Source organism: Micromonospora sp. RTGN7, from assembly GCF_033804645.1.
Taxonomy (GTDB): Bacteria; Actinomycetota; Actinomycetes; order Mycobacteriales; family Micromonosporaceae; genus Micromonospora.
This window is the reverse complement of sequence record NZ_JAPZLF010000016.1, coordinates 118436-141047: the sequence shown is the minus strand read 5'-3', so window position 1 is coordinate 141047 and position 22612 is coordinate 118436. Positions and strand designations below refer to the sequence as shown.

The window sequence follows — 22612 nt, the reverse complement described above, 5'->3', positions numbered from 1 at the left end:
ACCCCTTCGCCCGGCGGGGTGCTCGGGCCACCCCGCCGGGACGGAGGATCCGGGTCAGCCGGTGGAGCGGCCCACCGTCGACGCGGCCCGGGCGCGGTGGGCGGCGACGGCGCCGGCGATCTCCTCGGCGATCAGGTCGGCATTGATCGCCGCCGCCGCCCGCATTCCCGCCGCCGCCGCGCCGATGACCTGGGCCTGGATGTCGGCGATGTTGCCGGCCACCCAGACGCCCGGTACGGCGGTGGCGCCCATCGCGTCGGCGGGCACCTGGCGGCCCATGACGTATCCGCCCATCTCCACGTCGACCGGGGAGAGCCCGAGGCCGGCCAGGACGGCGGAGCGGGCGATCATCCGCGGGGCGACGAACAGGGCGGCGCGGGCGACCACCGAGCCGTCGCCCCGGCGTATCCCGGTCAACCGGTCGTCGCGCACCTCCAGGCCGGCGACCTCGCCGGCGGCGACGCCGACGCCCCGGGCCGCGAGTTGCTCGGTCTGCTCGGGAGTCGGGGTCGGCGCGGTGTGCGGGAAGAGCACCACGTCGTCGCACCACTGCCGCACCATCAGCGCCTGGTGGACCGCGAAGGGGCCGGTGCCGAGCACGCCGACGGGCTCGGCACGGACCTCCCAGCCGTGGCAGTACGGGCAGTGCAACACGTCGCGCCCCCACCGTTTCGCCAGGCCCGGCACGTCGGGCAGCTCGTCGACCAGGCCGGTGGTGACCAGCAGCCGCCGGGCCCGCACCGACGCGCCGTCGGCCAACTCGACGGCGAACCGGTCGGCGCTCTCCCCGGCCTCCCCGGTTCCGGTGGGCAACGCGCCGACGGCGGTGACGGTGCCGTCGACGACCCGTCCGCCGTAGCCGATCACGTCGGCGCGGCCGTCGGCGAGCAGTTCGGCCGGCGGGATACCCTCGCGGCCAAGGTAGTTGTGCACGCCCCCGGCGGGGCCGTTGCGCGGCGCGCCAGAGTCGACGACGAGGACCCGACGGCGGGCCCGGGCCAGGGTGAGGGCCCCGCTGAGCCCGGCCGCGCCACCGCCGACGATGACCACGTCGTAGGCCTGGGCGATCGGGGGGTGAGTGTTCGGCTCGGTCATGGCGCAGTCCTCCGGGTTCGGTCTCCCCGCACCGACCGGTCGGTGCGGGGGCGGGCGAGTTCCGATGCTCCGATGATCGGACGGTGCGAGCAAACTTCCTTGCGGTTTCGGCAACAATCGCCGATCCAGCGCGGCGGGATGACGCTGCTGCCGCTGAGCCGCCGGCGTGGCGGGGTGCAGGCGTACCGAGTGAGCTACCCACCGGGCGGGCCGGGCTGCGAGCGGGAGTTGCAGACCCACGAGGGGTACGAGTGGCTCTTCGTGCTCTCAGGACGGCTGCGGCTGCTGACGACCTGGTGCTGGAGCCCGGCGAGGTCGCCGAGTTCGACACCCGCACGCCGCACTGGTTCGGCAACCCGGGCACCGAGCCGCTGGAGGTGCTGATTCTGTTCGGCCCGCAGGGTGAGCGGATGCACGTGCGCTCCCGCCCCTCCCCGGCCAGCAGTCGGCGTACCGAAACCTGACGGCCGAAATTTTCGAAGCGCATCCTCCGTGCATGACGGGCGATGTTCCTCTGGAAGTTTCCGAAACATCTCGATAACATGTATCGAAACTTACTGATGTTGCTGGCCGCGCGGCGACGATCGATCCACATCGGAGGACAGTCAGGTATGAACACCCCAGCAGTCCGCGAACGCGGACGCACCAGGGCCAGCACCGGTCGACGCGCGGCGCTGGCCTCCGCCGCCGTCGCCGCGGTGGCCGTCGGCACGGTGCTGGCCCTGGCCACCGCGGCCAGCGCCGGCACCACCCTGGCCACCGCCGCGGCCGAGAAGGGCCGCTACTTCGGCACCGCGGTGGCGGCGAACAAGCTGTCGGATTCCACGTACGTCGGGATTCTGAACCGCGAGTTCAACATGGTCACCCCCGAGAACGAGATGAAGTGGGACGCCACCGAGCCTTCCCAGAACCAGTTCAACTACGCCAACGCCGACCGCATCGTCAACCACGCCCGGGCCAACGGCATGCAGGTACGGGGCCACGCGCTGGCCTGGCATTCCCAGCAGCCCGGCTGGGCGCAGAACCTCAGCGGCAGCGCGCTGCGCTCGGCGATGGTCAACCACGTCACCCAGGTCGCCACCTACTACCGGGGCAAGATCCATTCCTGGGACGTGGTGAACGAGGCGTTCGCTGACGGCGGCAACGGCGCCCGGCGCGACTCGAACCTCCAGCGCACCGGCAACGACTGGATCGAGGTGGCGTTCCGCACCGCTCGCGCCGCCGACCCGGGCGCGAAGCTCTGCTACAACGACTACAACACCGACGGGCAGAACGCGAAGTCCAACGCCGTGTACGCGATGGTCTCCGACTTCAAGGCGCGGGGCGTGCCGATCGACTGCGTCGGGTTCCAGTCGCACTTCAACAGCGCCTCCCCGGTGCCCGGCGACTACCAGGCGAACCTGCAACGGTTCGCCAACCTCGGCCTCGACGTGCAGATCACCGAGCTGGACATCGAGGGCTCCGGAACGGCGCAGGCCAACTCGTATTCGACCGTCATCAGGGCGTGCCTCGCGGTGTCCCGCTGCACCGGAATCTCGGTGTGGGGCATCCGGGACACCGACTCGTGGCGGGCCAGCGGCACCCCGCTGCTCTTCGACGGCAACGGCAACAAGAAGGCCGCGTACACCGCCACCCTGGACGCACTGAACAGCGGCACCCCCGTGCCGACCACCCCGCCCCCGACCACCACGCCGCCCACCACTCCGCCACCCACCACGCCGCCCCCGACCACCCCGCCGCCGAGCGCGGGCTGCGCGGCGTCGATGACCGTGCAGAGCTGGACCGGCGGCTTCGTGGCGACGGTGCGGGTCACGGCCGGTTCGTCGGGCACCAACGGCTGGGCGGCCACCGTCACGCTGCCGTCGGGCAGCGCCGTCACCAACACGTGGAGCGCCCAGGGCAACGGCACCACCGGCACGGTCCGGTTCGCCAACGTGGCCTACAACGGCAGGCTCACCCCCGGCCAGTCCACCGAGTTCGGCTTCCAGGGCACCGGCGTCCCGCCCGCCGGCACCCCCTCCTGCACCGCGAGCTGACCCGGCTCCGGCCCGGCGTCGAGGCGTACCCCCTCGGCACCGGGCCGGCGCGGTGCCCGACCACGGCCGGGTTCCGGTGCCCCGGCCCGGTCCGACGCCTTCCGCCGTTGAGCCCCACACACCGACACAGCCCGACGACGTCCACCGTCGGGGCCGATGGCGTCACGGTCCGGCGTCACCGGCCCCGGCCGGGTACGCGCGCGTCTCGGCGGCCCCGACCGTCGCCCACACCCGCTGGCCGGGGGTCAGCCGCAGCTGCGCGGCGATAGCCGGAGTGACGTCGGCGGCGACGGAAAGCGGGCCGTCGAGCTGGACGCGCAAGTTGTCCCCGTGGCGTTGCACCCCGGCGACGGTGGCCAACCAGGTGTTGTGAGGGCTGCCGTCGGGCTCGGCGGGGTGCAGCGCCACGGCGGCGGGCGGGAACGCCACGAACGCCTCGCCGGTCACCCTGTCGGCGGCGGTGAGGGTCAGCCCGCCGACCCGGACCCGGTGACCGTCGGCGTGGCCGCGGTGCAGGTTCAGCCCGACCAGGCGGGCGACGTAGTCGGTGCGGGGTCGGGCGGTGACGGTGGCGGCGTCGCCCTCCTGGACCACCCGGCCGCCCTCGACGACCACCAGCCGGTCGGCGAGCACCAGCGCGTCCAGCGGGTCGTGGGTGACCAGTACGGTCGCGCCGGGGTGGGCGCCGAGATGACGGTGCAGGTCGGCGCGGGTGTCCAGCCGGGTGCGGGCGTCAAGGGCGGCGAGCGGCTCGTCGAGCAGCAGCAGGGTGGGGTCGACGGCGAGGGCGCGGGCCAGCGCGACCCGTTGGGCCTGGCCGCCGGAGAGCTGCCGGGGCTTGCGCCGGGCATGCTCGGCAAGGCCGACCCGGGCCAGCCAGGCGTCGGCGAGGGCGTGGGCGGCTCGCCGGTCCGCGCCGCGCCGCCGGGGCCCGAAGGCGACGTTGTCGCGGGCACTCAGATGCGGAAAGAGCAGGTAGTTCTGGAAGACGACGCCGACCGGGCGGCGCTCCGGCGGCGTCCACGCCCGGCGGTCGGGGCGGTCGAGGTCCACCCCGGCGAGGGTGAGGTGACCGGCGGTCAGCGGGTGCAGGCCGGCCAGGACGCGTAGCGCGGTGGTCTTGCCCGCGCCGTTGGGGCCGAGCAGCGCGACCACCTCCCCGGCGCGCACCCGCAGGGCCACGTCCAGGTGCAGGTCGCCCCGGTCGGCGACGAGGTGGGCGTCCAGCAGCAGCGGATCGGTGTCGGCCGCGCCCGGGCCGGGGGCGCGCGATGAGGCGCTCACGGTGCGGCGGTCCAGCGGTCGCGGAGCCCGGCGAGGATCGCCACGGAGACGACGAGCAGGACGAGGCTGAGCACGATCGCGGCCTCCAGGTCGGTCTCCAGCGCCAGGTACACGGCCAGCGGCATGGTCTGGGTGCGGCCCGGGAAGTTCCCGGCGAAGGTGATGGTCGCGCCGAACTCGCCGAGGGCGCGGGCCCAGCAGAGCACCGCGCCGGCCGCCACGCCGGGGGCGACCAGCGGCAGGGTGACGTGGGTGAAGGTGGTCCACCGCCCGGCGCCGAGGGTGGCAGCCGCCTCCTCGTACCGGACGTCGGCACCGCGCAGCGCACCCTCGACGGCGATGACCAGGAAGGGCATGGCCACGAACGCCTCGGCGAGGACAACCCCGGCGGTGGTGAACGGCAGGGTGATCCCGAAGGTGGCGTCCAACCAGCCGCCGAGCAGGCCGCGGCGGCCGAAGACCAGCAGCAGGGCGACGCCGCCGACCACCGGCGGCAGCACCAGCGGCACGGTGACCAGCGCCCGGACCAGCCGCCGACCGGGAAACTCCACCCGGGCCAGCAACCACGCCACGGGTACGCCGAGGACAACGCAGAGCAGGGTGGCGACGGTGGCGGTGACCAGGGACAGCCGCAGCGCGGTGAGCACCCCCGGGGCGGCCAGCCGCTGCGGCAGGCTCCCCCAGGGGGCGCGGGCGAGTAGCCCGACCAGGGGCAGCACGAGGAAGAGCAGCCCGAGCCCGGCCGGGACGAGCAGGGCGACGGGCACCCGCCGGCCGGGGACGCGGCGGCGCGGCGGCACCGGGTGCGGTCGTACCACCGCGGTCAGGCCCGGGGTGGCTGGAACCCGGCGGCGGTCAGCACGGCCCGGCCCCGGTCGGACAGCACGAACCCGACGAACTCCCGGGCGGCGGTCGCGTTCCCGGCGTGCCGCAGCGCGACGATCGGGTAGTCGGTGACGGCCCCGGCGGACTCGGGGAACTCCACGGCGTCCACCTCGCGCGCGGCGGCGATGGCATCAGTGCGGTAGACCAGCGCGGCATCGACCTCGCCGAGCCGCACCTTCGACAGCGCGCCCCGGACGTCCTGTTCGAGGGTGACCGGGGTGAGCGGCACACCGGCGGCGTCGAGGGCGGTGCGGGCCGCCGCGCCGCAGGGCACCTGCTCGGCGCAGAGCGCGACCTTCACGTCGGCCCGGGTGAGGTCGGCCAGCCGGGCGACGCCCTTCGGGTTGCCCTTCGGCACGGCGATGACGAGCTGGTTGCGGGCGAACGTGACCGGGTCGCCGTCGGCGTTGCCGGCCTCGCTGACCGTGCGCATGGTGGCCGCGGACGCGGCGGCGAAGACATCGGCGGGGGCACCCTGGTTGATCTGGGTGGCCAGGGCGGAGCTGCCCGCAAAGCTGAAGGTGACCGTGGTGCCGGGGTGGGCGGCCTCGAACTCTTCGCCGAGCCGGGTGAACGACTCGGTCAGTGACGCCGCCGCGAAGACGGTGAGTGGGCCGCGCACCCCGTCGCCGGGAGCGGACCGCTCGGGCCCACCGGCGCAGCCCGGCAAAGCGAGGGTCAGGGCGAGCACTCCGGCCAGGGCAGTACGGCTGCGGTTCACCCGCCGGTCCTTCCTCGCGGGGGCTGCGGGGCTGGTCGTTCCACCACCACCGTCGTCGATTTGATCACCGCGACGGCGACCGAGCCGACCTGGAGATCGAGGTCGTCGACTGCCTCGCGGCTCATCAGCGACACGATCCGGAAGGGCCCGGCCTGGATGTCGACCTGGGCCATCACCGCGTCCTTGAGCACGGCGGTGACGATGCCACGCAGCCGGTTGCGGGCCGAGGAGAGCTCGGTGTGCTCCTCCGGCGCGGCGGCCGCGGCGCGCACGAACGCGGCCAGGTCCACGCCGTCGACGACCCGGTGGCCGTGCGGGTCGCGGGTCGCGGTGAGGCGGCCCGTGTCGACCCAACGCCGCACCGTGTCGGCGCTGACGCCGAGCAGCTCAGCCGCCGCACCGATCCGGAATACCGCCACGGGAGGACCTTACCGTGCCGCTGATGCGATCCGAAAGTACGCTGTTGCCTCGCATTCGCCGCTCAGACATCGGGAAGTGGCCCGCAACTGCGCCACCTAGGCGCCCCGCCGCGCCAGCCGTGCGAAACGCGGCGACCCCGGGGAGACTGTCGGCATGAACTGGGCCCGTCGAGCCGTACCCGCCGTTGCCGCCGCCGTCGCCGCGCTGGCCGCCCGCGACCTCCTCCAGCGCGAACACACGTTGCTGCGCAACTTCCCGGTGGTCGGTCGGGCCCGGTATCTGCTGGAGGCGATCGGCCCGGAGCTGCGGCAGTACATCGTGGCCGGCAACAACGAGGAACGGCCGTTCACCCGCGACCAACGGCGCTGGGTGTACGCCTCGGCAAAGCAGCAGAACAACTACTTCGGGTTCGGCACCGACAACGACATCGAGTACACCGCCGGTTATCCGATCATCAAGCACCGCACGTTCGGCCGGGCGGTGCCGCCCTCGTCGCCGACGGCCGGGCACGACGTGCGGCTACCCTGCGCCAAGGTGCTCGGGGCGGCGCGGGGGCGGGCGCGGGCCTTCCGGCCGGAGTCGGTGGTGAACATCTCCGGGATGAGCTTCGGTTCGCTCTCCGGCAACGCCGTGTCGGCGCTCAACCGGGGGGCGGCGCTGGCCGGGTGCCTGCAGAACACCGGCGAGGGCGGGCTGTCCCCGTACCACCGGCGCGGCGGGGAGCTGGTGTTCCAGCTCGGCACGGCGTACTTCGGCTGCCGCGACGAGCACGGCCGGTTCGACCTCGCCCGACTCAAGGACCTCATCGCCGGCGCGCCGGTGCGGGCGCTGGAGGTGAAGCTCAGCCAGGGCGCGAAGCCGAGCCTCGGCGGGCTGCTGCCGGGGGCGAAGGTGTCGGCGGAGATCGCCGCCACCCGGGGCATCGCGCAGGGACGGGACTGCGTCAGCCCGTCCCGGCACGCCGAGTTCTCCGACTGCGACAGCCTGCTGGACTGGGTGGAGCTGCTGGCCGCCGAGACCGGGCTGCCGGTGGGGATCAAGTCCGCCGTCGGCGACCTCGGCTTCTGGGAGGAGCTGACCACGCTGATGCGCGACACCGGTCGCGGGGTCGACTTCGTGACGATCGACGGCGGCGAGGGCGGCACCGGCGCCGCCCCGCTGATCTTCACCGACTCGGTGTCGCTGCCGTTCCAGCAGGGCTTTTCCCGGGTGTACAAGATCTTTGCCGAGCGAGGGCTGCACGAGCAGGTGGTCTTCGTCGGCTCCGGGAAGCTGGGCCTGCCCGACAACGCGGTAGTGGCGTTCGCGCTCGGCTGCGACATGGTGAACGTGGGCCGGGAGGCGATGCTGTCGATCGGCTGCATCCAGGCGCAGAAGTGCCACACCGACACCTGCCCCACCGGGGTCGCCACCCAGAACCCGTGGCTGGCCCGGGGCCTGGACCCGGCGCTGAAGTCGGTGCGGGCGGCGAACTACCTGCGGACCCTGCGGCGGGACCTGATCAAGGTGGCCGAGGCGTGCGGGGTGGAGCACCCGGGGCTGATCGACGCCGACGCGGTGGAGATCCTCGGCGGTCGGACCACCTCCACGCCGCTGCGCGAGGTCTACGGTTACCGCCCCGACTGGGGCATGCCGTCGGCGGCCGACCAGGCGGAGATCGTCCGGCTGATGACCCCCGAGGCGCCGCAGGGCGGCACCGCCACCCCCTCCCCCACCGCCGTCGGCTGACACCACCTCCCGCTCAGGCGGGTTCCCCGACGGCGCGCAGCAGCCGGAGCTGGCCGATCTCGGCGGCGTTCTTCATCAGCTCGGCGTTGACCCAGCCGAGCAGGTGGGCGACGGTGTGCCCGGAGTCGGCCGGCCAGGGGAACGACACGGTGGCGTCGAGTTCGGCGTCGGTGAGCCCGTCGAGGTACGCGAGCCACCCCACCCTCAGGTCACGCAGCCACCCGAGCGTCGCCTCGCCGGCGCCGGGCCAGCCGATGTCGGCGCGTTCCCGTGCGGGCCGCCCATGGGCGTGGTCCGACGCCACTGACCACCACCAGCCGATGTGCCAGGTGAGCCAGGCGATCGTCGGTACGGGCACCGGATCGGGCTCGGTGTCCGCCCAGTCCGGCACCCATCCGCCGTCCGGGCCGGGGCGCATCGTCCAGCAGTGCCCCGCCGGCTCCCAGCGGAAGTCCGCCGGCTCCAGGCGTTCCAGGTGGTACTCGAACAGCGCCCACGTCAGGTCGAACTGCCAGCGGACCAGATCACGAAGAGATACCGACACCCGGGCATCCTGGCACCGTCCGTCGGACCGGTCGACCGGAATAACGGTCGGCTGCCCTGGGCGGGGACACCCCTGGCAGCGCCTAGGGCCCCACGCACTACGGGCCGCCCGAGCGGGCGGGGACACAGCCGGTTGACCTCATCCCAGCGCGCCGACCCGGGGCCGGAGCTCGTCGATCAGCTCCGGCGGCGCGGCGAGCACCCGGCTGCCGTGCAGCTCCACCGCCGCGCCGGCCTCGGTGGCGATCACCAGGCCGGCCGCCCAGTCCCAGCGGAAGGCACGATCCTCGACGTACGCGTCGCAGCGCCCGGCGGCCACCCAGGACAGGGCCAGCGCGGTGGACCCGAACATCCGCACGCCCCGTACGTCACCGGCCAGGTCGGTGACCACGGCGGCCTGGACCTTGCGGTGGGCGACGTCGTACGCGTACCCGGTGGCGAGGATGACCTCGTCGAGGGCGGTGCGGGCGGGCCGGGCCAACCGGGTCTCGCCCAGGTACGCGCCCCGGCCCCGGGCGGCCTGGAACAGCTCGTCGTGGACCGGGTCGTGGACCACACCGACGATCGGCTGCCAGCCGTCCGCCGTCTCCTGTTCGCAGGCCACGCTGACGCACCAGAACGGCATCCCGGAGAGGTAGTTCACGGTGCCGTCGAGCGGGTCCAGCACCCAGCGCAGCCCGGAACGGCCGACCCGGTCGCTGCCCTCCTCGGCGAGGATGCCGTCGTCGGGGCGGCGCTCGCACAGCAGCTCCACGATGCAGGCCTCGCTGGCCCGGTCCGCCTCGCTCACCGGATCGGTGGAGGCGCTCTTGTAGTCGACCCGGCCGTGGTCGCCGAAGCGCCGCAGCAGTTCCCGGCCGCCGAGGCGCGCCGCCTCCTCGGCGATCCGCCGGCAGTCGTCCAACTCGGCGTCACTGACCATCACGCTCTCCTCGCCAGGTTCGGGGACGGTGAGGATCGTTGCACCGGGAGGCCCGGGCACCAGCCCCGGGGCCCTACCCGGTCACGGTGATCGGCGGTCGACGGCGACACCGCAGTGGTGACGTTGCCGCAGCAGTTCGCCGACAGCTGGGCGAACGCCTTCACCTGGTGCACGTAGGTACTGATTGCTCAGCTGCCGCGTTGTGTGATCAGGGTGTCGAGGCCGTCGAGGATCCGGTCCAGACCGAACTCGAACGCCTGGTCATGCTCGCCGTCGGTGGCTGCCGCCGCCATCGTCGCGACGAGTGCGGGAAAGCGGTCGCTGTGGCGGCGGAGCTGATCACTGATCTTGGCGGTGATGTCCCCTTCGGGGTGTCGGCTCACCATGGCCTGCTGGGCAATCGCACGGACCTGCCCGGCGAGCACCGCGATCGTGTCGAGGCGCTCGCTTCCGGTCAGGCCGGTCGTGGGCAGGATGCTCAGCGCGTGCTCCATCCATCCCAGTTCGTTGGGGCCGATGGGCCGGGGGCCGAGGGTCGCCTCGAGTGTCCAGGTGTGCCGCAGGTGTGCCGCGAGCAGTTGGTGAGCCCACTCCTTCAGCGCGGTCCGCCAGTCGGTCGTGTCGGTGGCGGACGGTTCGCCGATGGCGCGCTCGACCATGAGGGCCACGAGCTCTGCCTTGCCCGCGACGTATCGGTAGAGGGCCATCTTGGTGAAACCCAGATCGGCGGCGACTCGCTGCATCGCGACCGCATCGAGCCCTTCGGCGTCGGCGATCGCGATGCCGGCGTCGGCGATGCGTTCGAGGCTCAGTGTCGGCTTGGGGCCGCGGGTGGGCCGCGCGCGGCCGTTCCACAGGAAGTCGATCGTCACGTGGCCTCCGCCAGGACTTGTCCAGATACTGCGTCTAGGGTACACAGTAATAACTGTGTCCGATGGATATGGTTTGACTGAAGGAGCTGGTCATGAAGAGTTCGACCGTGCTGATCTCCGGTGCCAGCATCGCGGGGCCGGCACTGGCCTACTGGCTGGCTCGGCACGGCTTCCGGCCGACCGTGGTGGAACTGGCACCCGCACTACGCAGTGGCGGAAACCGCGTCGACTTCCGCGGCCAGACCCACCTGGGCGTGCTGGAACGGATGGGAGTGCTCGACGACCTGCGCAAGGTGCAGACCGGCGGCACCGCCATGCGCTTCGTCGACGCCAAGGGTCGCAAGCTGATGGAAGTGCCCGCCGACTTCGCCGGCGGTGACATCGAGGTGCCGCGCTTCGACCTGTCCCGGGTGCTGTACGAACAGACCCGGAACAGCACCGATTACCTGTTCGGCGACAGCATCGCGGCCATGACCGATACGTCGACAGGCGTGGACGTCACCTTCACCAGCGGGATCCGTCGCACCTTCGATCTGGTGATCGGCGCCGACGGGGTGCACTCGGCGGTCCGCCGGCTGGCCTTCGGGCCGGAGGAAGGGTTCGTCCGCCACCTCGGCTACTACGTGGCGACCTGGGAGATGCCCAACGACCTCGGGCTCAGCCGGCACTCGTTGCTACACAACTCCCCCGGCCGGATGGCCAGCATCGGCGGCGACCACCGCGACCCGTCCAGGGCGGGCGCGTTCGTGGTATTCGCCGCACCACCGTTGGACTACGACCGGCACGAGCCGGACCAGCAGCGCGGCATCATCGGCGAGCGGTTCGCCGACATGGGCTGGGAAGTGCCACGCCTCCTCGCCGGACTGCGGGACACACCCCACTTCTACTTCGACTCGATCTGCCGGGTGGACGTCCCCACCTGGTCGCGCGGCCGGATCGCCCTTGTCGGCGACGCCGCCTGCGGAGCCACGCTCGGCGCAATGGGCACCGGCACCGCGATAGTCGCGGCGTACGCCCTGGCCGGCGAACTGGCCGCCGCCGACGGCGACCACACCGTCGCGTTCCCGCGCTACGAACGGCTGCTAGCCGACTTCGCCCGGCGCTGCCAGAAGGGCGGTGACACCACCGGCAGGTTCTTCGCACCGCGTACCGCTGTGGCGGCGCGATGGCGCAACCGTCTGCTCAACCAGCCGTTCCTCATGGCCATGATGCTCAGAACAGCCGAGGATCGCAGCACCAATATCGAGCTGCCGAGCTACCCATAGCCGGCCCGCCGGGCCCTGGCCCGAGGCACCGCACTGCAAGCCGTCCTTGCCCGCGCGCGGTTCCGGGTGGCCGGCTCGGCGGGATAGGTACGGGAACTCATCCCGCTGCTACTGCCGGCTGGCATGCTCACTGCCATGGCTCTGCTGGGCCGAACGACCGATGAGCATTGAACTGCAGTCGCGAGACGGACGCGTTCTTGGCGACGTGAGCGGGGGTACTGATGCCGACGCATGAATTGCCGGACACGGCGCGACAACTGACGAGAACTCTCGGGGCTCGCCGGCGCCTCGGGGCCCCGCTGTTGACCGCGGCGATGGCGACCTGCCTGGTGCTGAGCGGGTGCTCGGAGCACCGCGACGGAGACTTGCTGGCGCGGGACATCGCGGTGACCGAAGCGGAGCTCCTCGATGACAACCTCGGTCATCGCAACCGGGTTCGCGACGCCGAGTACATCGCCGCGACCGAGATCCCCAAGGCGGTGGAGGGCGGCGTCTCGACCGTCCGACGTGAGCCGTTGGCGTGGTCGGGTCGAACCGCCAGAAGCGAGCAGGCCACCATCGACGTCCGATTCGTGGTGACAGTCGCCGAGCGGCCGGGGACTTCCTTCGGTGACCTCGGCAACGATGCCGGCCAGGCCACCCGATGCTACCGCTACCGGCTCGAACTCTACCGCTACACCTCGCATCAGGAGATCGACTGCCCACCGGTAGCCGCTCCCCCGGCCCCCACCGCCGCGCCGATCCCCAGGCTTCCCGACGACGCAAAGAAACGGCTGACCGCAGCGCTGCGCACCGCTACACCCGACACGCTCGAGGACTCGGTGCGAACAGCTTTTCCCGAGAAGCACATCATCGTCGACACGGTCACGCACGAAGGTGCCCTCGTCGCCGCGGTAGGCGTACCCGCCGAACGGGACTGCCTGCTCATGGTCCGGGCGCCCGGCGGAGCCATCGAGTCACCCGGGTACGACGCCATCTGGCTGGAGCCGGGCGAGATGGGGTGCCGGACCGGGCTGTACGTCTCGCCACCGCGTTGATCAGCGAGGGGATCCCGAATGGGGTTCAGGTTGCCGGGTGAGCATTGTGGGCGATCCGATCGCCGGTGCCGAGGGAAGCGCGGTGTCGGGCACGGTGAGATCCTTGGCCATGATGTGCTCCCGGCGCACGCCGTCGGGCATGAGGTCACCCAGCTCACCCGCATCACGGAAGCCATTGCGCTGGTAGAGCGCCCACGCGTTCTTGTTGCCCTCCACCACGGCGAGGCGCAGGGTCACCGCGCCCCCCTGCCGCGCCCACTGCTCGACCGCCCGTACGAGGCGGTCCCCTACGCCCCGGCCCCGTCCCATCGGCGCCACGTACATGGAGATCAGCTCGACGACGCCATCCTGATCGGTCGGCAGCCCGCTGCTCATTCCCACCGGCTGGCCGTCGAGCATCACCATTACCTGGTACGAGCCGGGAATGGTGAGCCGACCGCGCCAGCGTTCCTCTCGGTCGCCATCACCTTGCCAGTCCGCCAGTTGGGAACCGAAGGCGTATGCCGCCTCTGTCAGCGCGGCGAGCCGCAGGTCTCGCCAGATCTTCCAATCGCCCTCAGCCAGGACACGGGTCTCGATCACACGCGAAGGCTGCCCCAGGTAGGCAGCGCAGGCAACCTGATTCCCGCGGTAAGGGGCGACACGGAGGACATGCTCGGCTCCCACCGCAGCCCTGCATCCGCCGTTCGCCCACCCCGGACGACGATCGGCCCAATCCATGTGCGGCGCTCGCCCCACGGCGGTAGAGAAACGGCTGGTCGAGGTGGTTCGGGGTAGGAGTGACCTGACCGTCGGGGTGCGAGCTGCGCCAAGATGAAGCGATCCAGGGATCCCTCGAGGGCCCGCCGGCGGTGGACGGCAACCTGCTGCCGGCGTACGCGGTGGCCCGCGGGAGGGATGGTCAGCGCCGACGAGTTTCTTAGCGACTTGTATAAAGCCGCTAAGAAAGTTGCCCCGTTGTGTTGACACGCCACGGCGTGGACGTGTTTCCTCGTTGTTACAGGCGTCGATGGATCCGGCGCGCCACCGCACCCCACCTCCACCCCGGCGTCCCGCCAGTCGACGTCGGGCCGGACGGTCATGCCCACCCGGCGCACCACCGGTGACCGACCACCCAGAACAGGAGTCTCAGTTGCCAAGATCGAAAAGCTTCAGGTGGCGCACAACGCTGCTGGCGCTCGGCGTCACCGCCGCATCCGTCGGCACGATCGGCACGGTCACCATGACCGCTGCGTCCGCCGCCAGCAGCGGCCGGCTCACCAGCGCCGCCAACGGCAAGTGCCTCGACGTGACCAACGGCTCCACCGCCGACGGCAACCAGCCCCAGATGTGGAGCTGCGCGAGCGGCCCCAACCAGACCTGGACCCTCGCCGACAACGGCTCCGTACAGGGCCTCGGCAAGTGCCTCGACGTCGCCAACGGCTCCACCGCCGACGGCGCCGTGGTGCACATCTGGACCTGCTACGACAGCGTCGCCAGCCAGAAGTGGCAGCTGACCTCGGCCGGCAACCTGGTCAACACCGCCTCCGGCAAGTGTCTGGACATCAAGGACAACAACCTCGCCGACGGCGCCAAGCTGCAGTTGTGGTCGTGCGCCGGCACCGCCAACCAGAGGTGGACGTTCGGCGGCGGTAGCACCCCGACCCCCACCCCCACCGCGACCGGCGGGCCGAACAACCCCAACAATCCCGACCTCGGCCCCAACGTCTCGGTGTTCGACCCGTCGATGTCGCAGGCCACCATCCAGAACCGGCTCAACACCGTGTTCAACCAGCAGGTCACCAACCAGTTCGGCAACCAGCGCTACGCGTTGCTGTTCAAGCCCGGCACGTACAACGTCAACGCCAACGTCGGGTTCTTCACCCAGGTCGCCGGCCTCGGCATCAGCCCCGACTCGGTCGTCATCAACGGCGCCGTGCACGCTGAGGCGGACTGGTGGCCGGACGGCTCGCAGAACGCGACGCAGAACTTCTGGCGGGCCGCGGAGAACCTGTCCGTGACCCCGACCGGTGGCCTGGACCGCTGGGCGGTGTCGCAGGCCGCCCCGTACCGGCGGATGCACGTCCGCGGCAACCTCGCGCTGTCCGACGGCGGCTGGTCCTCCGGCGGATGGATCTCCGACAGCAAGATCGACGGCCAGATCCAGTCCGGTTCGCAGCAGCAGTGGATCACCCGCAACTCCGCGATCGGCAGCTGGAGCGGCAGCAACTGGAACCAGGTATTCGTCGGCACCAGCGGCGCTCCGGCCAACACTTTCCCGAGCCCGCCGTACACCACCGTCGGCAGCACCCCGGTCGTGCGGGAGAAGCCGTTCCTGTACGTCGACTCCGCCGGCGCCTACCAGGTGTTCGTGCCGGCGCTGCGGGCCAACTCCAGCGGCAACAGCTGGCAGAGCGGCACCACGGCCGGCAGCTCCCTGCCGATCAGCCAGTTCCACATCGTCAAGGCCGGCGCCACCGCCGCGAGCATCAACGCGGCCCTCACCGCCGGGCAGAACCTGCTCTTCACGCCCGGCGTGTACCACGTCAACGACACGATCCGGATCACCCGGGCCAACACGGTCGTGCTCGGCCTCGGCCTGGCCACGATCGTGCCGGACAACGGGGTCACCGCGATGAGCGTCGCCGACGTCGACGGCGTGAAGGTCGGCGGCATCCTCTTCGACGCCGGCACGACCAACTCGCAGGTCCTCATGGAGGTCGGCCCGTCCGGCTCCGCCGCCGACCACGCCGCGAACCCGACGTCGCTGCACGACGTGTTCTTCCGCGTCGGCGGTGCCATCGCCGGCAAGGCGACCGTCAGCCTGCGGGTCAACAGCAACAACGTGATCGGCGACCACATGTGGATCTGGCGGGCCGACCACGGCAACGGTGGCACCGTCGGCTGGAACATCAACACCGGCGCCAACGGCCTCGTCGTCAACGGCAACAACGTCACCATGTACGGCCTGTTCGTCGAGCACTACCAGCAGTACCAGACCATCTGGAACGGCAACGGCGGCCGCACGTACTTCTATCAGAACGAGATCCCGTACGACGTGCCGAACCAGGCCGGTTGGTCCAGCGGCGGCGGTGCGCAGGGCTGGGCCGCGTACAAGGTCGGCGCTTCCGTCACCAGCCACGAGGCATGGGGGCTGGGCAGCTACTGCTACTTCTCCACCAATCCCGGCGTCGTGCTCGGGCACTCGTTCGAGGTCCCGGTGACCCCGAACGTCAAGTTCCACAACATGGTCACCGTCTCCCTCGGCGGGACCGGCACGATCGCCCGCGTCATCAACAACACCGGCGCGACGGTCAACAGCGGCAATCAGGTCGCCTACCTGGTCAACGGCCCGTAACCGCCCCCGGCCGCAGGCGCGGCGCCGTCCCCGATGGCGGTGCCGCACCTGCGGCCGGGCATGGCCCTGCTGGTGCTGGCCGTGGCCGTTTCCCTGGGCCTTCTTTCATAGCGACATTTGCATGCGTCGATCGAGTCGGGTATGAAGGCTGCAAGCACATCTGGGTGCTGGTTCCTGGGGAGGAGCAACGATGAGACACACCCTGCGCCGTCTGCGGACGGCGGCGGTCGCGCTCGGCGCCTGCACACTCGGGCTGAGTGCGCTGTCGGTACCCGCCGCCGAGGCGTACTCGGTTCAACCTCTCGCACCACACTCCGAGCGGGCACCCGAATCGGACCAGTTCTCGACCGAGGGCGTCACCACTGTCGGTGAACTCCGCACCGTCGACGGCTCGCTGTCCTCCGCGGGGAACGGCCGGGAACAGATCATCCAGCACCCCGGCGCCTCGTACGTCAAGGTGCACTTCAGCTCACTGCGACTCGCCGACGGCGACTACGTGACCGTGTCGAGCCCCGACGGCCGGGAGAGCCACCGCTACGACCGCCACCTGAACCGGGCGACCGGCTCGGACTACACCACCGACGGACAGCCGGGCTTCTGGGCGATGTCGGTGGAGGGCGACACCGCAGTGGTGACGCTGCACAGCAGCCGCCCCTCCCGTGACAACGCCGCGACCGTCGACCGGTTCTGGCGCGGCTACGACAGCACGGAGATCTCGCTGCACAACTTCTCCACGCAGTCCGTTTGCAGCACCGACGCCCGCCGCGACGTGGTCTGCTACCAGAGCAGCCACCCCACCGAGTACGCCCGCGGCAGAGCGGTGGCGCGGCTGCTGATCAGCGGCGGCGGGATGTGCACCACCTGGCGGGTCGGCAACACCAACCGCATGCTGACCAACAAGCACTGCTTCTCGACCCAGTCCGCCGTCAGCGGCAGCGAGATGCAGTTCGACTACCAGTGCGCCAGCTGTGGCGGCGCGAACCCCGGCGCCGGCACCAAGGTCAGCGGCGCCACCCTCTACAAGGTCAGCAGCGGCGGTTCCAGCGACCTGGACTACACCCTGTACTCGGTGAACAACTTCGCCAACATCCAGGGATTCGGCACGTTGTACCTGGCGACGGCCGCCACCACCACCGGCACGCGGATCTACATCCCCGGGCACGGCGACGGCAGCCCCAAGCGACTGTCGATCTACGAGGACACCCAGAACGGCACGACGTGCAGCGTGCGGAACGCCAACTACAACACCTCGAACATCAGCTACAGCTGCGACACCTCCGGCGGCAACTCCGGCTCGCCGGTGCTGAACGCCAGCCACCGGGTGATCGCCCTGCACCACCTCGGCGGCTGCCCGTCGAACCAGGGCGCCAAGGCCCACCTGATCTACAACGAGATCGCCAGCATGATCGACAACAACGGCTGACGACCACGGAGCACGGGCCGCCGGGGCGTGAGACGCGCCTCGGCGATGTTACCGGTCCGCCTGGTTCTCTTCCGGGTCGAGCGGGCACCTCATCCGGACGCTTGCTTCGCGTCCGGATGAGTCCCGTCGCCGCTGGGCACGCGCCGCCGATCAGGTGCCGGTGCCCGACGGCGACGGTGCCGACCGTCGCTACCAGTTGGTGGAGTCCGCCACCTGCGGCCAGGCCACCCCGGTCGGCTTGATGAGGTAGACGATGCCGCCGGCGCCGCTGGCCGTGCCGCCGCTGGCCGTGGGCCGCTTGGTCCGCAGCCAGATTTGTTCGAACTGCGTCCGGGGGTAGACGTGCCGCACCGCGCCGTTGCTGGGCGAGGCTGGGTCGTTGGCGATCACGTCACCGGTGGCGGTGAAGCCGACCACCACCATCAGGTGCCCGGCGGTGCCGTAGCCCGCCCCGGTCAGCTCGCTGGCGAGGAAGGACTGAGCGGTCACCACAGGGATGCCGGCGGCGATGAAGTGCTCGATCTCGTCGAGTGAGTGCAGCCGGGTCACCTTCGCCTCCAGCCCGGGAAAGGTGGCCGCGTACGCGGTGTTGAACGGCCAGTTGCCGGTGCCCTTGTACTGGTAGTCGTAGGTCATCCGGGCGGCGTGGTCGACCGTCGGGTCCGCGTAGCTCGGGTCCACCCAGGACGTGTCGGCGGCAGAGGGCTTCCGGCCCCAGTACTCGACCACCATTTCGGTGGAGGTCGGCGAGCACCAGGCCTCACCACCGCCGCCGTACTGCGTGTACTGGCCGGCGTGGACGTTCTGCGAGTAGCGCGGGACCGCCAGCTCGGTGCCCCAGGCGATGTGGCCGGCGCTGGGGGTGACGGTGAACCGGTCCGGCACGTTCGAGGTCATCGCGCCGACCGAGCGGACCAGCGGGGAAGCGGTCTGCGTCGGGTTGCGGTAGAGGGTCAGCCGGAGCTGGTACGCCCGCAGCAGGACCCCGGCGCTCGCGTTGTCGATGGCGAAGGTGTCGGTCCAGACGCTGGACGTCCTGTCGCCCTGCCTGTCGACGCTGGTCCGTTTGATGTCGGCGTCACCGGAGGCCCAGCGCCCCAGCACATACCATGGGGTGCGAATGCCGGTGGTGTAGGTGCCCTGGAGTTCAGCCTGGAGCCAGGTGCCGGCCGGGGTGTCGGCGTTCCAGGAGCCGACCAGCTCGCTGGCGCCGAAGCCGACCTCGGTCAGCGGCGAGGTCCAGGTGCCGTACGCCCAGGTCCGCCTAATGCTGGTGTGCGGGTCCTTGTAGACGGTGGTGCCGACCGGGGTGCCGAGGGTGAGCCCGGCGGCGGTGACGGTAGTGCCGGCGGTGGCACCGGCTGACAGGGTGGCGCCGGACCAGCCCTGCCAGGTGATCTGCTCGTCATGGGTGACCGTGCTGGCTCCAGTGGCCGACCCGGTGGCCCCGGCGGGGGCGGTGGTGCCGAGGAGGACGAGCGCGGTGGCACCCGCGAGGGCGACGGCGCGCAGCGGTGTCATGGCCATAGCAGCTCCACAGGGTGAGGCATCGTTGCCGTCCACTGTCCCGCCTGGAGAGAAGTTTCGCCAGAGGTCTATGCGTGGAAAATTATTGCCGGCTTGAGGATCTGGTCGGAAAGAAGATCAAGGACAACCGACACCCGACCCCAGGTCTGGCCACCCCCCCGCAACGCCGCCATCGGCGCACTACGCCTGACCGGCACCACCAACACCGACGCCGCCAACCGACACCACGCCCGCGACAGCAACCGACCACTGAGCCGTTCTCGGTAGCCGGGCATGATGGTGTGGGACTGGCGGGTGGGGGCGGTGGGTAACACGCCGAAGGTGTCGTGTTGCGCCAGAGAAAGGGTGAAGCCCCTGTAGGAAGTGGTCATCTCACTGATCAACTCCACAGAGGCCTCACGTGTCTGCCAGTGACACATACAGCTGCTTGCTTCCTGCACCGCAGGAGACGACTCCCGGCGTGGGTCTCTGGTGGTCAGGCAATAACCGACGCCCAGAAGCAACTCAACTGGCTACAGGCCCACGCCCGAGCCCGCGCCGAACAAGCCAACGCCCTACTCAAGATGACCTTCAAAGCACTACGCCGCATCAGCCTCGACCCCCGCCAGAGCGGCAAAATCGTCGCCGCCGCACTCGCCCTCCTACACGTCGAACACAACCGCGCCACATGATCATCCAACATCACAAGCCGTTACCGAGAATGGCTCCCTCGCCCTACTCAGCATCACCTGAGGACCTGCCGGGGCCCTGGGCGGTCACTGGTCGGAAACCCGGCTACGGGAAGACGTCGTGTCGATGACACAACTCGTGCACCCGACGGATATATCAGACCTTATGATGCAAATGTTCCGTCTCCGACATCGATGCGGCGATGGCCGCGCACCACAAATCCCAGGAGGACCGATGACCCGCGACGACGAGAAGTTTCTCCGCCGCGCCGTGGAACTCGCCAGCGAGGCCGGCGCGTCCGGCGAACGACCGTTCGCCTCGTTGCTGGCCGGTGCGGACGGCACCGTCCTGATCGAGGACCACAACACCGTGGTGTCCGACTCGGACATCACCGCCCACCCGGAACTGAAGCTCGCCCGCTGGGCCGCCAGGGAACTCGCCCCCGACGTGGCCGCGGGCACCACCATGTTCACCAGTTGCCAGCCCTGCCCGATGTGTGCGACCGCGATCAACCAATCCGGTCTCGGCCGGGTCGTGTACGCGCTGTCCAGCGAACAGTTCCAGGAGGTCAAGCCGGCCACCCCGCCGCTACCCCCGGTATCGTACGAGGGACCGGCGCTATTCGATGAGGCTCGCCAGCCAATCGACAACTATTACTAGAAGAATAGTCCGCATTCTGGTCAGTGGTCATGAGGAGAACTGCGATGCGACGTATCGCCGACCTGCCATCGTGGACGGCCCCGGTAGGCGTGGGCCTGCTCGCGGCCATGGCCGCACTGGCGGGCGGGTGCGCGGCCAGGACCACCGACGCCGGCACGGCCGGGCCTCAGTTGGACGGCATACGGCAGACCCTCGACCGGCTCGCCGTGCAGATCGACGGTGACCTCGACGATCGCCGCGCGGGCCAGTTCCTGACGTACGTGGCGTATCAGCGGCCCATCCGCGACTGTATGGCCGACGCGGGATTCGACTACACGCCACCACGATTCGTCAACCCGTACGAGCATTGGCCGGCGGTGCGTCCGCTGAGCATGCATGACGAGATCGTGCCGGTGGACACCGCCCACGTCACCGCCAACGGCCTGTACGTCGCCGCCGACCTGACCCGAACGCCGACACCCGACAGCGACAACCCCGGCCACGACCGTTTGAACAAGGCGGGCAAGGCCGCGTACGGCGCACAAGTCACCAAGTGTCAGCCGCCAGCAGAGCAGTACCAGAACGTGGGCACTCCGGCGCTGTCCGCCACGTTGTTCGTAGACCTCGACACCCTGGTCGGATCCGTCGTGAGCACCTCGGAGGTCAAGGCGCAGTCCGCAGGCTACGCCACGTGTATGGCCAAACGCGGCATCAAGGCGGCGAACAGAGAGGAATTGGCCGGCGTGGTCCGCAACAGCTACGCCCCGCTCCTCGACACCGATTCCGGCCGACTGGCCGTCGCCACGACCAGCCCGCAGTTCGTTACGGCAAAGGCCGGCGAGCAGACGGCCGCTCAAGCAGACGCAGACTGCCGACGCCCCGCGTACGAGCTGACTCTCACGCTGCTGGAGCCGAAGCTGGCTGCGTTCGAGGCTGACCATGCCACCGAGCTGACGCGACTGGCTACCGACTGGACCGGTGTTCGGACCCGGGCAGCCCAGGGGGAGAAGAACATCGACTGGTAGCCGGTCCATCCTGATCGCGGATGTCGATGCGGGTGCGGCGGTCGCATGGGCGGCGCTGAACCCGGCCGGCGCGATTCGGGTGAGTAAGAGCGACCGGCAAGCGCACTACGCGATCCGGGCGCTGCTGGTCGACGCCGCCGATGAAGCCGGCTACCACCCCGACCGACTCTCCTTCATACGCGGACTACGTCTCGTGCGCCGCCAGGTCACCGACCAGGCGGCCATTTCCCCCTGAGCTGAGCACCTGACCACCGCCATCGCCGACGCCCACACCGAAATCCTGCGCCACCCGCTACCCCCCCCTGAGCTGGCCCGTCGCGAGCCGCACCGCCACCGCCACCGCCCACCTCCGGCGCTGTCCGCCCCAGACGATGCGGGGCGCGTCATCGCGATCAACACCATGACTGTCCACAGTGATCACTTTAATATATAGATCAACGACTATTGCAAACCCTCGTAGCCGCCCGGATACTTGTGCCAGGAATTCACCTCTAGGAACGGACAAGCATGGGTCATCATCGCCTCGACCGTCGTGTCCTGATCGCGGTATCCGCAGCGATCCTCCTCGCACTGAGCCTACTGGCCTTGCCTTCCGCCCAAGCCACGACGCAGCCAGGGAATGCCACCTCGGGCCTACAGGCGCCACCGCTCGTTGGATCGGTGCAGGACGTTCAATCGAGCGGCAGCCCCTCGGCCGAACCAAGCGGACCGGCAGGCAGCCCCTCGGCCGAACCAAGCGGACCGGTAGGCGCTGGTGATAAACAATATCAGAACGGAACAACAGGTCTGTGCCTCTCGATCTACAACAACATGACAGACAGGGGTTCCCCTATTGTCAACTGGACCTGCCAGGCCAAGGGCAAGGGTCAGTACTGGTACTGGCCTGGCGATGGGACACTGAGAAGCACACTCAACGGCTTGTGCCTCGACGTCTACGGGGGCAATACCCATGCCGGAGCTATCGTATACCCCTGGACCTGCACAGAAGGCAACCCTAATCAGCAATGGGAGCCCATAAGCAAAAATAGACTGTATCACCCCCAAAGCGAGCTTTGCCTAAGTGTGATCAACAACAATACGCAACCGGGTTCGCTCGTCGTCATCGAAAACTGCAGCACCAGCGCGAGCGGAGAGGTCTGGATTGCGCAGTAAGCCGACTGTTCCTGACGAACCGAGCTCATACT

22 protein-coding genes and 1 pseudogene are annotated in these 22612 nt (G+C 70.2%); 12 read left to right on the top strand and 11 right to left on the bottom strand.

All coding sequences use genetic code 11. The features are described 5' to 3' along the window. Window positions 1-54: 54 nt before the first annotated feature. Entirely contained in the window at window positions 55-1095 is a 1041-nt protein-coding gene (locus SNR22_RS22205) for an NAD(P)/FAD-dependent oxidoreductase (protein ID WP_320068560.1), read from the bottom strand. A 120-nt stretch (window positions 1096-1215) separates the two neighbouring features. On the opposite strand from SNR22_RS22205, the pseudogene SNR22_RS22200 reads away from it, so the two are divergent. Together SNR22_RS22200 and SNR22_RS22195 are read left to right on the top strand one after the other, a co-directional pair. Beyond that, a pseudogene (locus SNR22_RS22200) lies at window positions 1216-1559 on the top strand (cupin domain-containing protein); the annotation flags it as partial. A 147-nt stretch (window positions 1560-1706) separates the two neighbouring features. Further along, window positions 1707-3131 carry an endo-1,4-beta-xylanase gene (locus SNR22_RS22195; protein ID WP_320068559.1) on the top strand — a complete coding sequence of 475 codons (1425 nt, stop codon included), beginning with the start codon at window positions 1707-1709 and terminating at the stop codon, window positions 3129-3131. A 162-nt stretch (window positions 3132-3293) separates the two neighbouring features. Here the strand turns inward: SNR22_RS22195 and SNR22_RS22190 are convergent, their stop codons facing one another. Genes SNR22_RS22190 through SNR22_RS22175 form a run of 4 tightly spaced genes read right to left on the bottom strand, consistent with a single transcriptional unit; the run spans window position 3294 to window position 6440 of the window. Beyond that, window positions 3294-4364, bottom strand: coding sequence for an ABC transporter ATP-binding protein (locus tag SNR22_RS22190; RefSeq protein ID WP_320068573.1), 1071 nt, complete (start codon window positions 4362-4364; stop codon window positions 3294-3296). Window positions 4365-4411: 47 nt separating this feature from the next. After that, on the bottom strand, window positions 4412-5242 hold the full coding sequence (locus tag SNR22_RS22185) for an ABC transporter permease (protein WP_413775686.1): 831 nt from the start codon (window positions 5240-5242) through the stop codon (window positions 4412-4414). Beyond that, window positions 5239-6021: a molybdate ABC transporter substrate-binding protein gene (gene modA, locus SNR22_RS22180; protein ID WP_320068557.1), complete on the bottom strand. Its 783-nt coding sequence runs from the start codon at window positions 6019-6021 to the stop codon at window positions 5239-5241. The genes SNR22_RS22185 and modA overlap by 4 nt, the downstream gene beginning before the upstream one ends. Further along, window positions 6018-6440, bottom strand: a complete 423-nt coding sequence (locus tag SNR22_RS22175; protein ID WP_320068556.1) for a TOBE domain-containing protein — start codon at window positions 6438-6440, stop codon at window positions 6018-6020. Before SNR22_RS22175 ends, modA begins: the two co-directional genes overlap by 4 nt. 154 nt (window positions 6441-6594) lie before the next feature. Between SNR22_RS22175 and SNR22_RS22170 the strand changes: the two genes are divergently transcribed. Continuing rightward, window positions 6595-8169: an FMN-binding glutamate synthase family protein gene (locus SNR22_RS22170; protein ID WP_320068555.1), complete on the top strand. Its 1575-nt coding sequence runs from the start codon at window positions 6595-6597 to the stop codon at window positions 8167-8169. 13 nt (window positions 8170-8182) lie between these two features. On the opposite strand, the gene SNR22_RS22165 is transcribed toward SNR22_RS22170, so the two are convergent. The 3 genes from SNR22_RS22165 to SNR22_RS22155 form a co-directional block, all read right to left on the bottom strand. Then, window positions 8183-8713: a DinB family protein gene (locus SNR22_RS22165; protein WP_320068554.1), complete on the bottom strand. Its 531-nt coding sequence runs from the start codon at window positions 8711-8713 to the stop codon at window positions 8183-8185. Between the two features lie 138 nt (window positions 8714-8851). Beyond that, entirely contained in the window at window positions 8852-9634 is a 783-nt protein-coding gene (locus SNR22_RS22160; RefSeq protein ID WP_320068553.1) for an inositol monophosphatase family protein, read from the bottom strand. A 188-nt stretch (window positions 9635-9822) separates the two neighbouring features. Then, on the bottom strand, window positions 9823-10506 hold the full coding sequence (locus tag SNR22_RS22155; protein WP_320068552.1) for a TetR/AcrR family transcriptional regulator: 684 nt from the start codon (window positions 10504-10506) through the stop codon (window positions 9823-9825). 92 nt (window positions 10507-10598) lie between these two features. Between SNR22_RS22155 and SNR22_RS22150 the strand changes: the two genes are divergently transcribed. Together SNR22_RS22150 and SNR22_RS22145 are read left to right on the top strand one after the other, a co-directional pair. Further along, window positions 10599-11771, top strand: coding sequence for an FAD-dependent monooxygenase (locus SNR22_RS22150; RefSeq protein WP_320068551.1), 1173 nt, complete (start codon window positions 10599-10601; stop codon window positions 11769-11771). Between the two features lie 386 nt (window positions 11772-12157). Next, entirely contained in the window at window positions 12158-12808 is a 651-nt protein-coding gene (locus SNR22_RS22145) for a hypothetical protein (RefSeq protein WP_320068550.1), read from the top strand. Here SNR22_RS22145 and SNR22_RS22140 read toward each other — a convergent pair whose 3' ends face one another. Beyond that, window positions 12809-13390 carry a GNAT family N-acetyltransferase gene (locus SNR22_RS22140; protein ID WP_320068549.1) on the bottom strand — a complete coding sequence of 194 codons (582 nt, stop codon included), beginning with the start codon at window positions 13388-13390 and terminating at the stop codon, window positions 12809-12811. A 640-nt stretch (window positions 13391-14030) separates the two neighbouring features. On the opposite strand from SNR22_RS22140, the gene SNR22_RS22135 reads away from it, so the two are divergent. Together SNR22_RS22135 and SNR22_RS22130 are read left to right on the top strand one after the other, a co-directional pair. After that, window positions 14031-16145, top strand: coding sequence for an RICIN domain-containing protein (locus tag SNR22_RS22135; protein WP_413775685.1), 2115 nt, complete (start codon window positions 14031-14033; stop codon window positions 16143-16145). Window positions 16146-16335: 190 nt separating this feature from the next. Next, window positions 16336-17568, top strand: a complete 1233-nt coding sequence (locus tag SNR22_RS22130) for a serine protease (RefSeq protein ID WP_320068547.1) — start codon at window positions 16336-16338, stop codon at window positions 17566-17568. A 189-nt stretch (window positions 17569-17757) separates the two neighbouring features. On the opposite strand, the gene SNR22_RS22125 is transcribed toward SNR22_RS22130, so the two are convergent. Then, complete coding sequence (locus tag SNR22_RS22125) at window positions 17758-19095, bottom strand: C39 family peptidase (RefSeq protein WP_320068546.1); 1338 nt, start codon at window positions 19093-19095, stop codon at window positions 17758-17760. Between the two features lie 68 nt (window positions 19096-19163). Beyond that, window positions 19164-19466: a hypothetical protein gene (locus tag SNR22_RS22120; protein WP_320068545.1), complete on the bottom strand. Its 303-nt coding sequence runs from the start codon at window positions 19464-19466 to the stop codon at window positions 19164-19166. Here SNR22_RS22120 and SNR22_RS22115 point away from each other — a divergent pair. The 5 genes from SNR22_RS22115 (at window position 19422) to SNR22_RS22095 (ending at window position 22580) form a co-directional block, all read left to right on the top strand. Next, window positions 19422-19766 carry a transposase family protein gene (locus SNR22_RS22115; protein WP_413775684.1) on the top strand — a complete coding sequence of 115 codons (345 nt, stop codon included), beginning with the start codon at window positions 19422-19424 and terminating at the stop codon, window positions 19764-19766. The genes SNR22_RS22120 and SNR22_RS22115 overlap by 45 nt on opposite strands. A 232-nt stretch (window positions 19767-19998) precedes the next feature. Further along, complete coding sequence (locus SNR22_RS22110) at window positions 19999-20424, top strand: nucleoside deaminase (protein ID WP_320068544.1); 426 nt, start codon at window positions 19999-20001, stop codon at window positions 20422-20424. 44 nt (window positions 20425-20468) lie between these two features. Beyond that, a complete protein-coding gene (locus SNR22_RS22105) occupies window positions 20469-21428 on the top strand; it encodes a hypothetical protein (RefSeq protein ID WP_320068543.1) in 960 nt (319 codons plus the stop codon). A 79-nt stretch (window positions 21429-21507) separates the two neighbouring features. Further along, the gene (locus tag SNR22_RS22100; protein ID WP_413775683.1) at window positions 21508-21663 is read left to right on the top strand and encodes a hypothetical protein; all 156 of its coding nucleotides are present in this window, start codon (window positions 21508-21510) and stop codon (window positions 21661-21663) included. A gap of 272 nt (window positions 21664-21935) precedes the next feature. Further along, window positions 21936-22580 carry an RICIN domain-containing protein gene (locus SNR22_RS22095; RefSeq protein WP_320068542.1) on the top strand — a complete coding sequence of 215 codons (645 nt, stop codon included), beginning with the start codon at window positions 21936-21938 and terminating at the stop codon, window positions 22578-22580. Window positions 22581-22612: the final 32 nt, after the last annotated feature.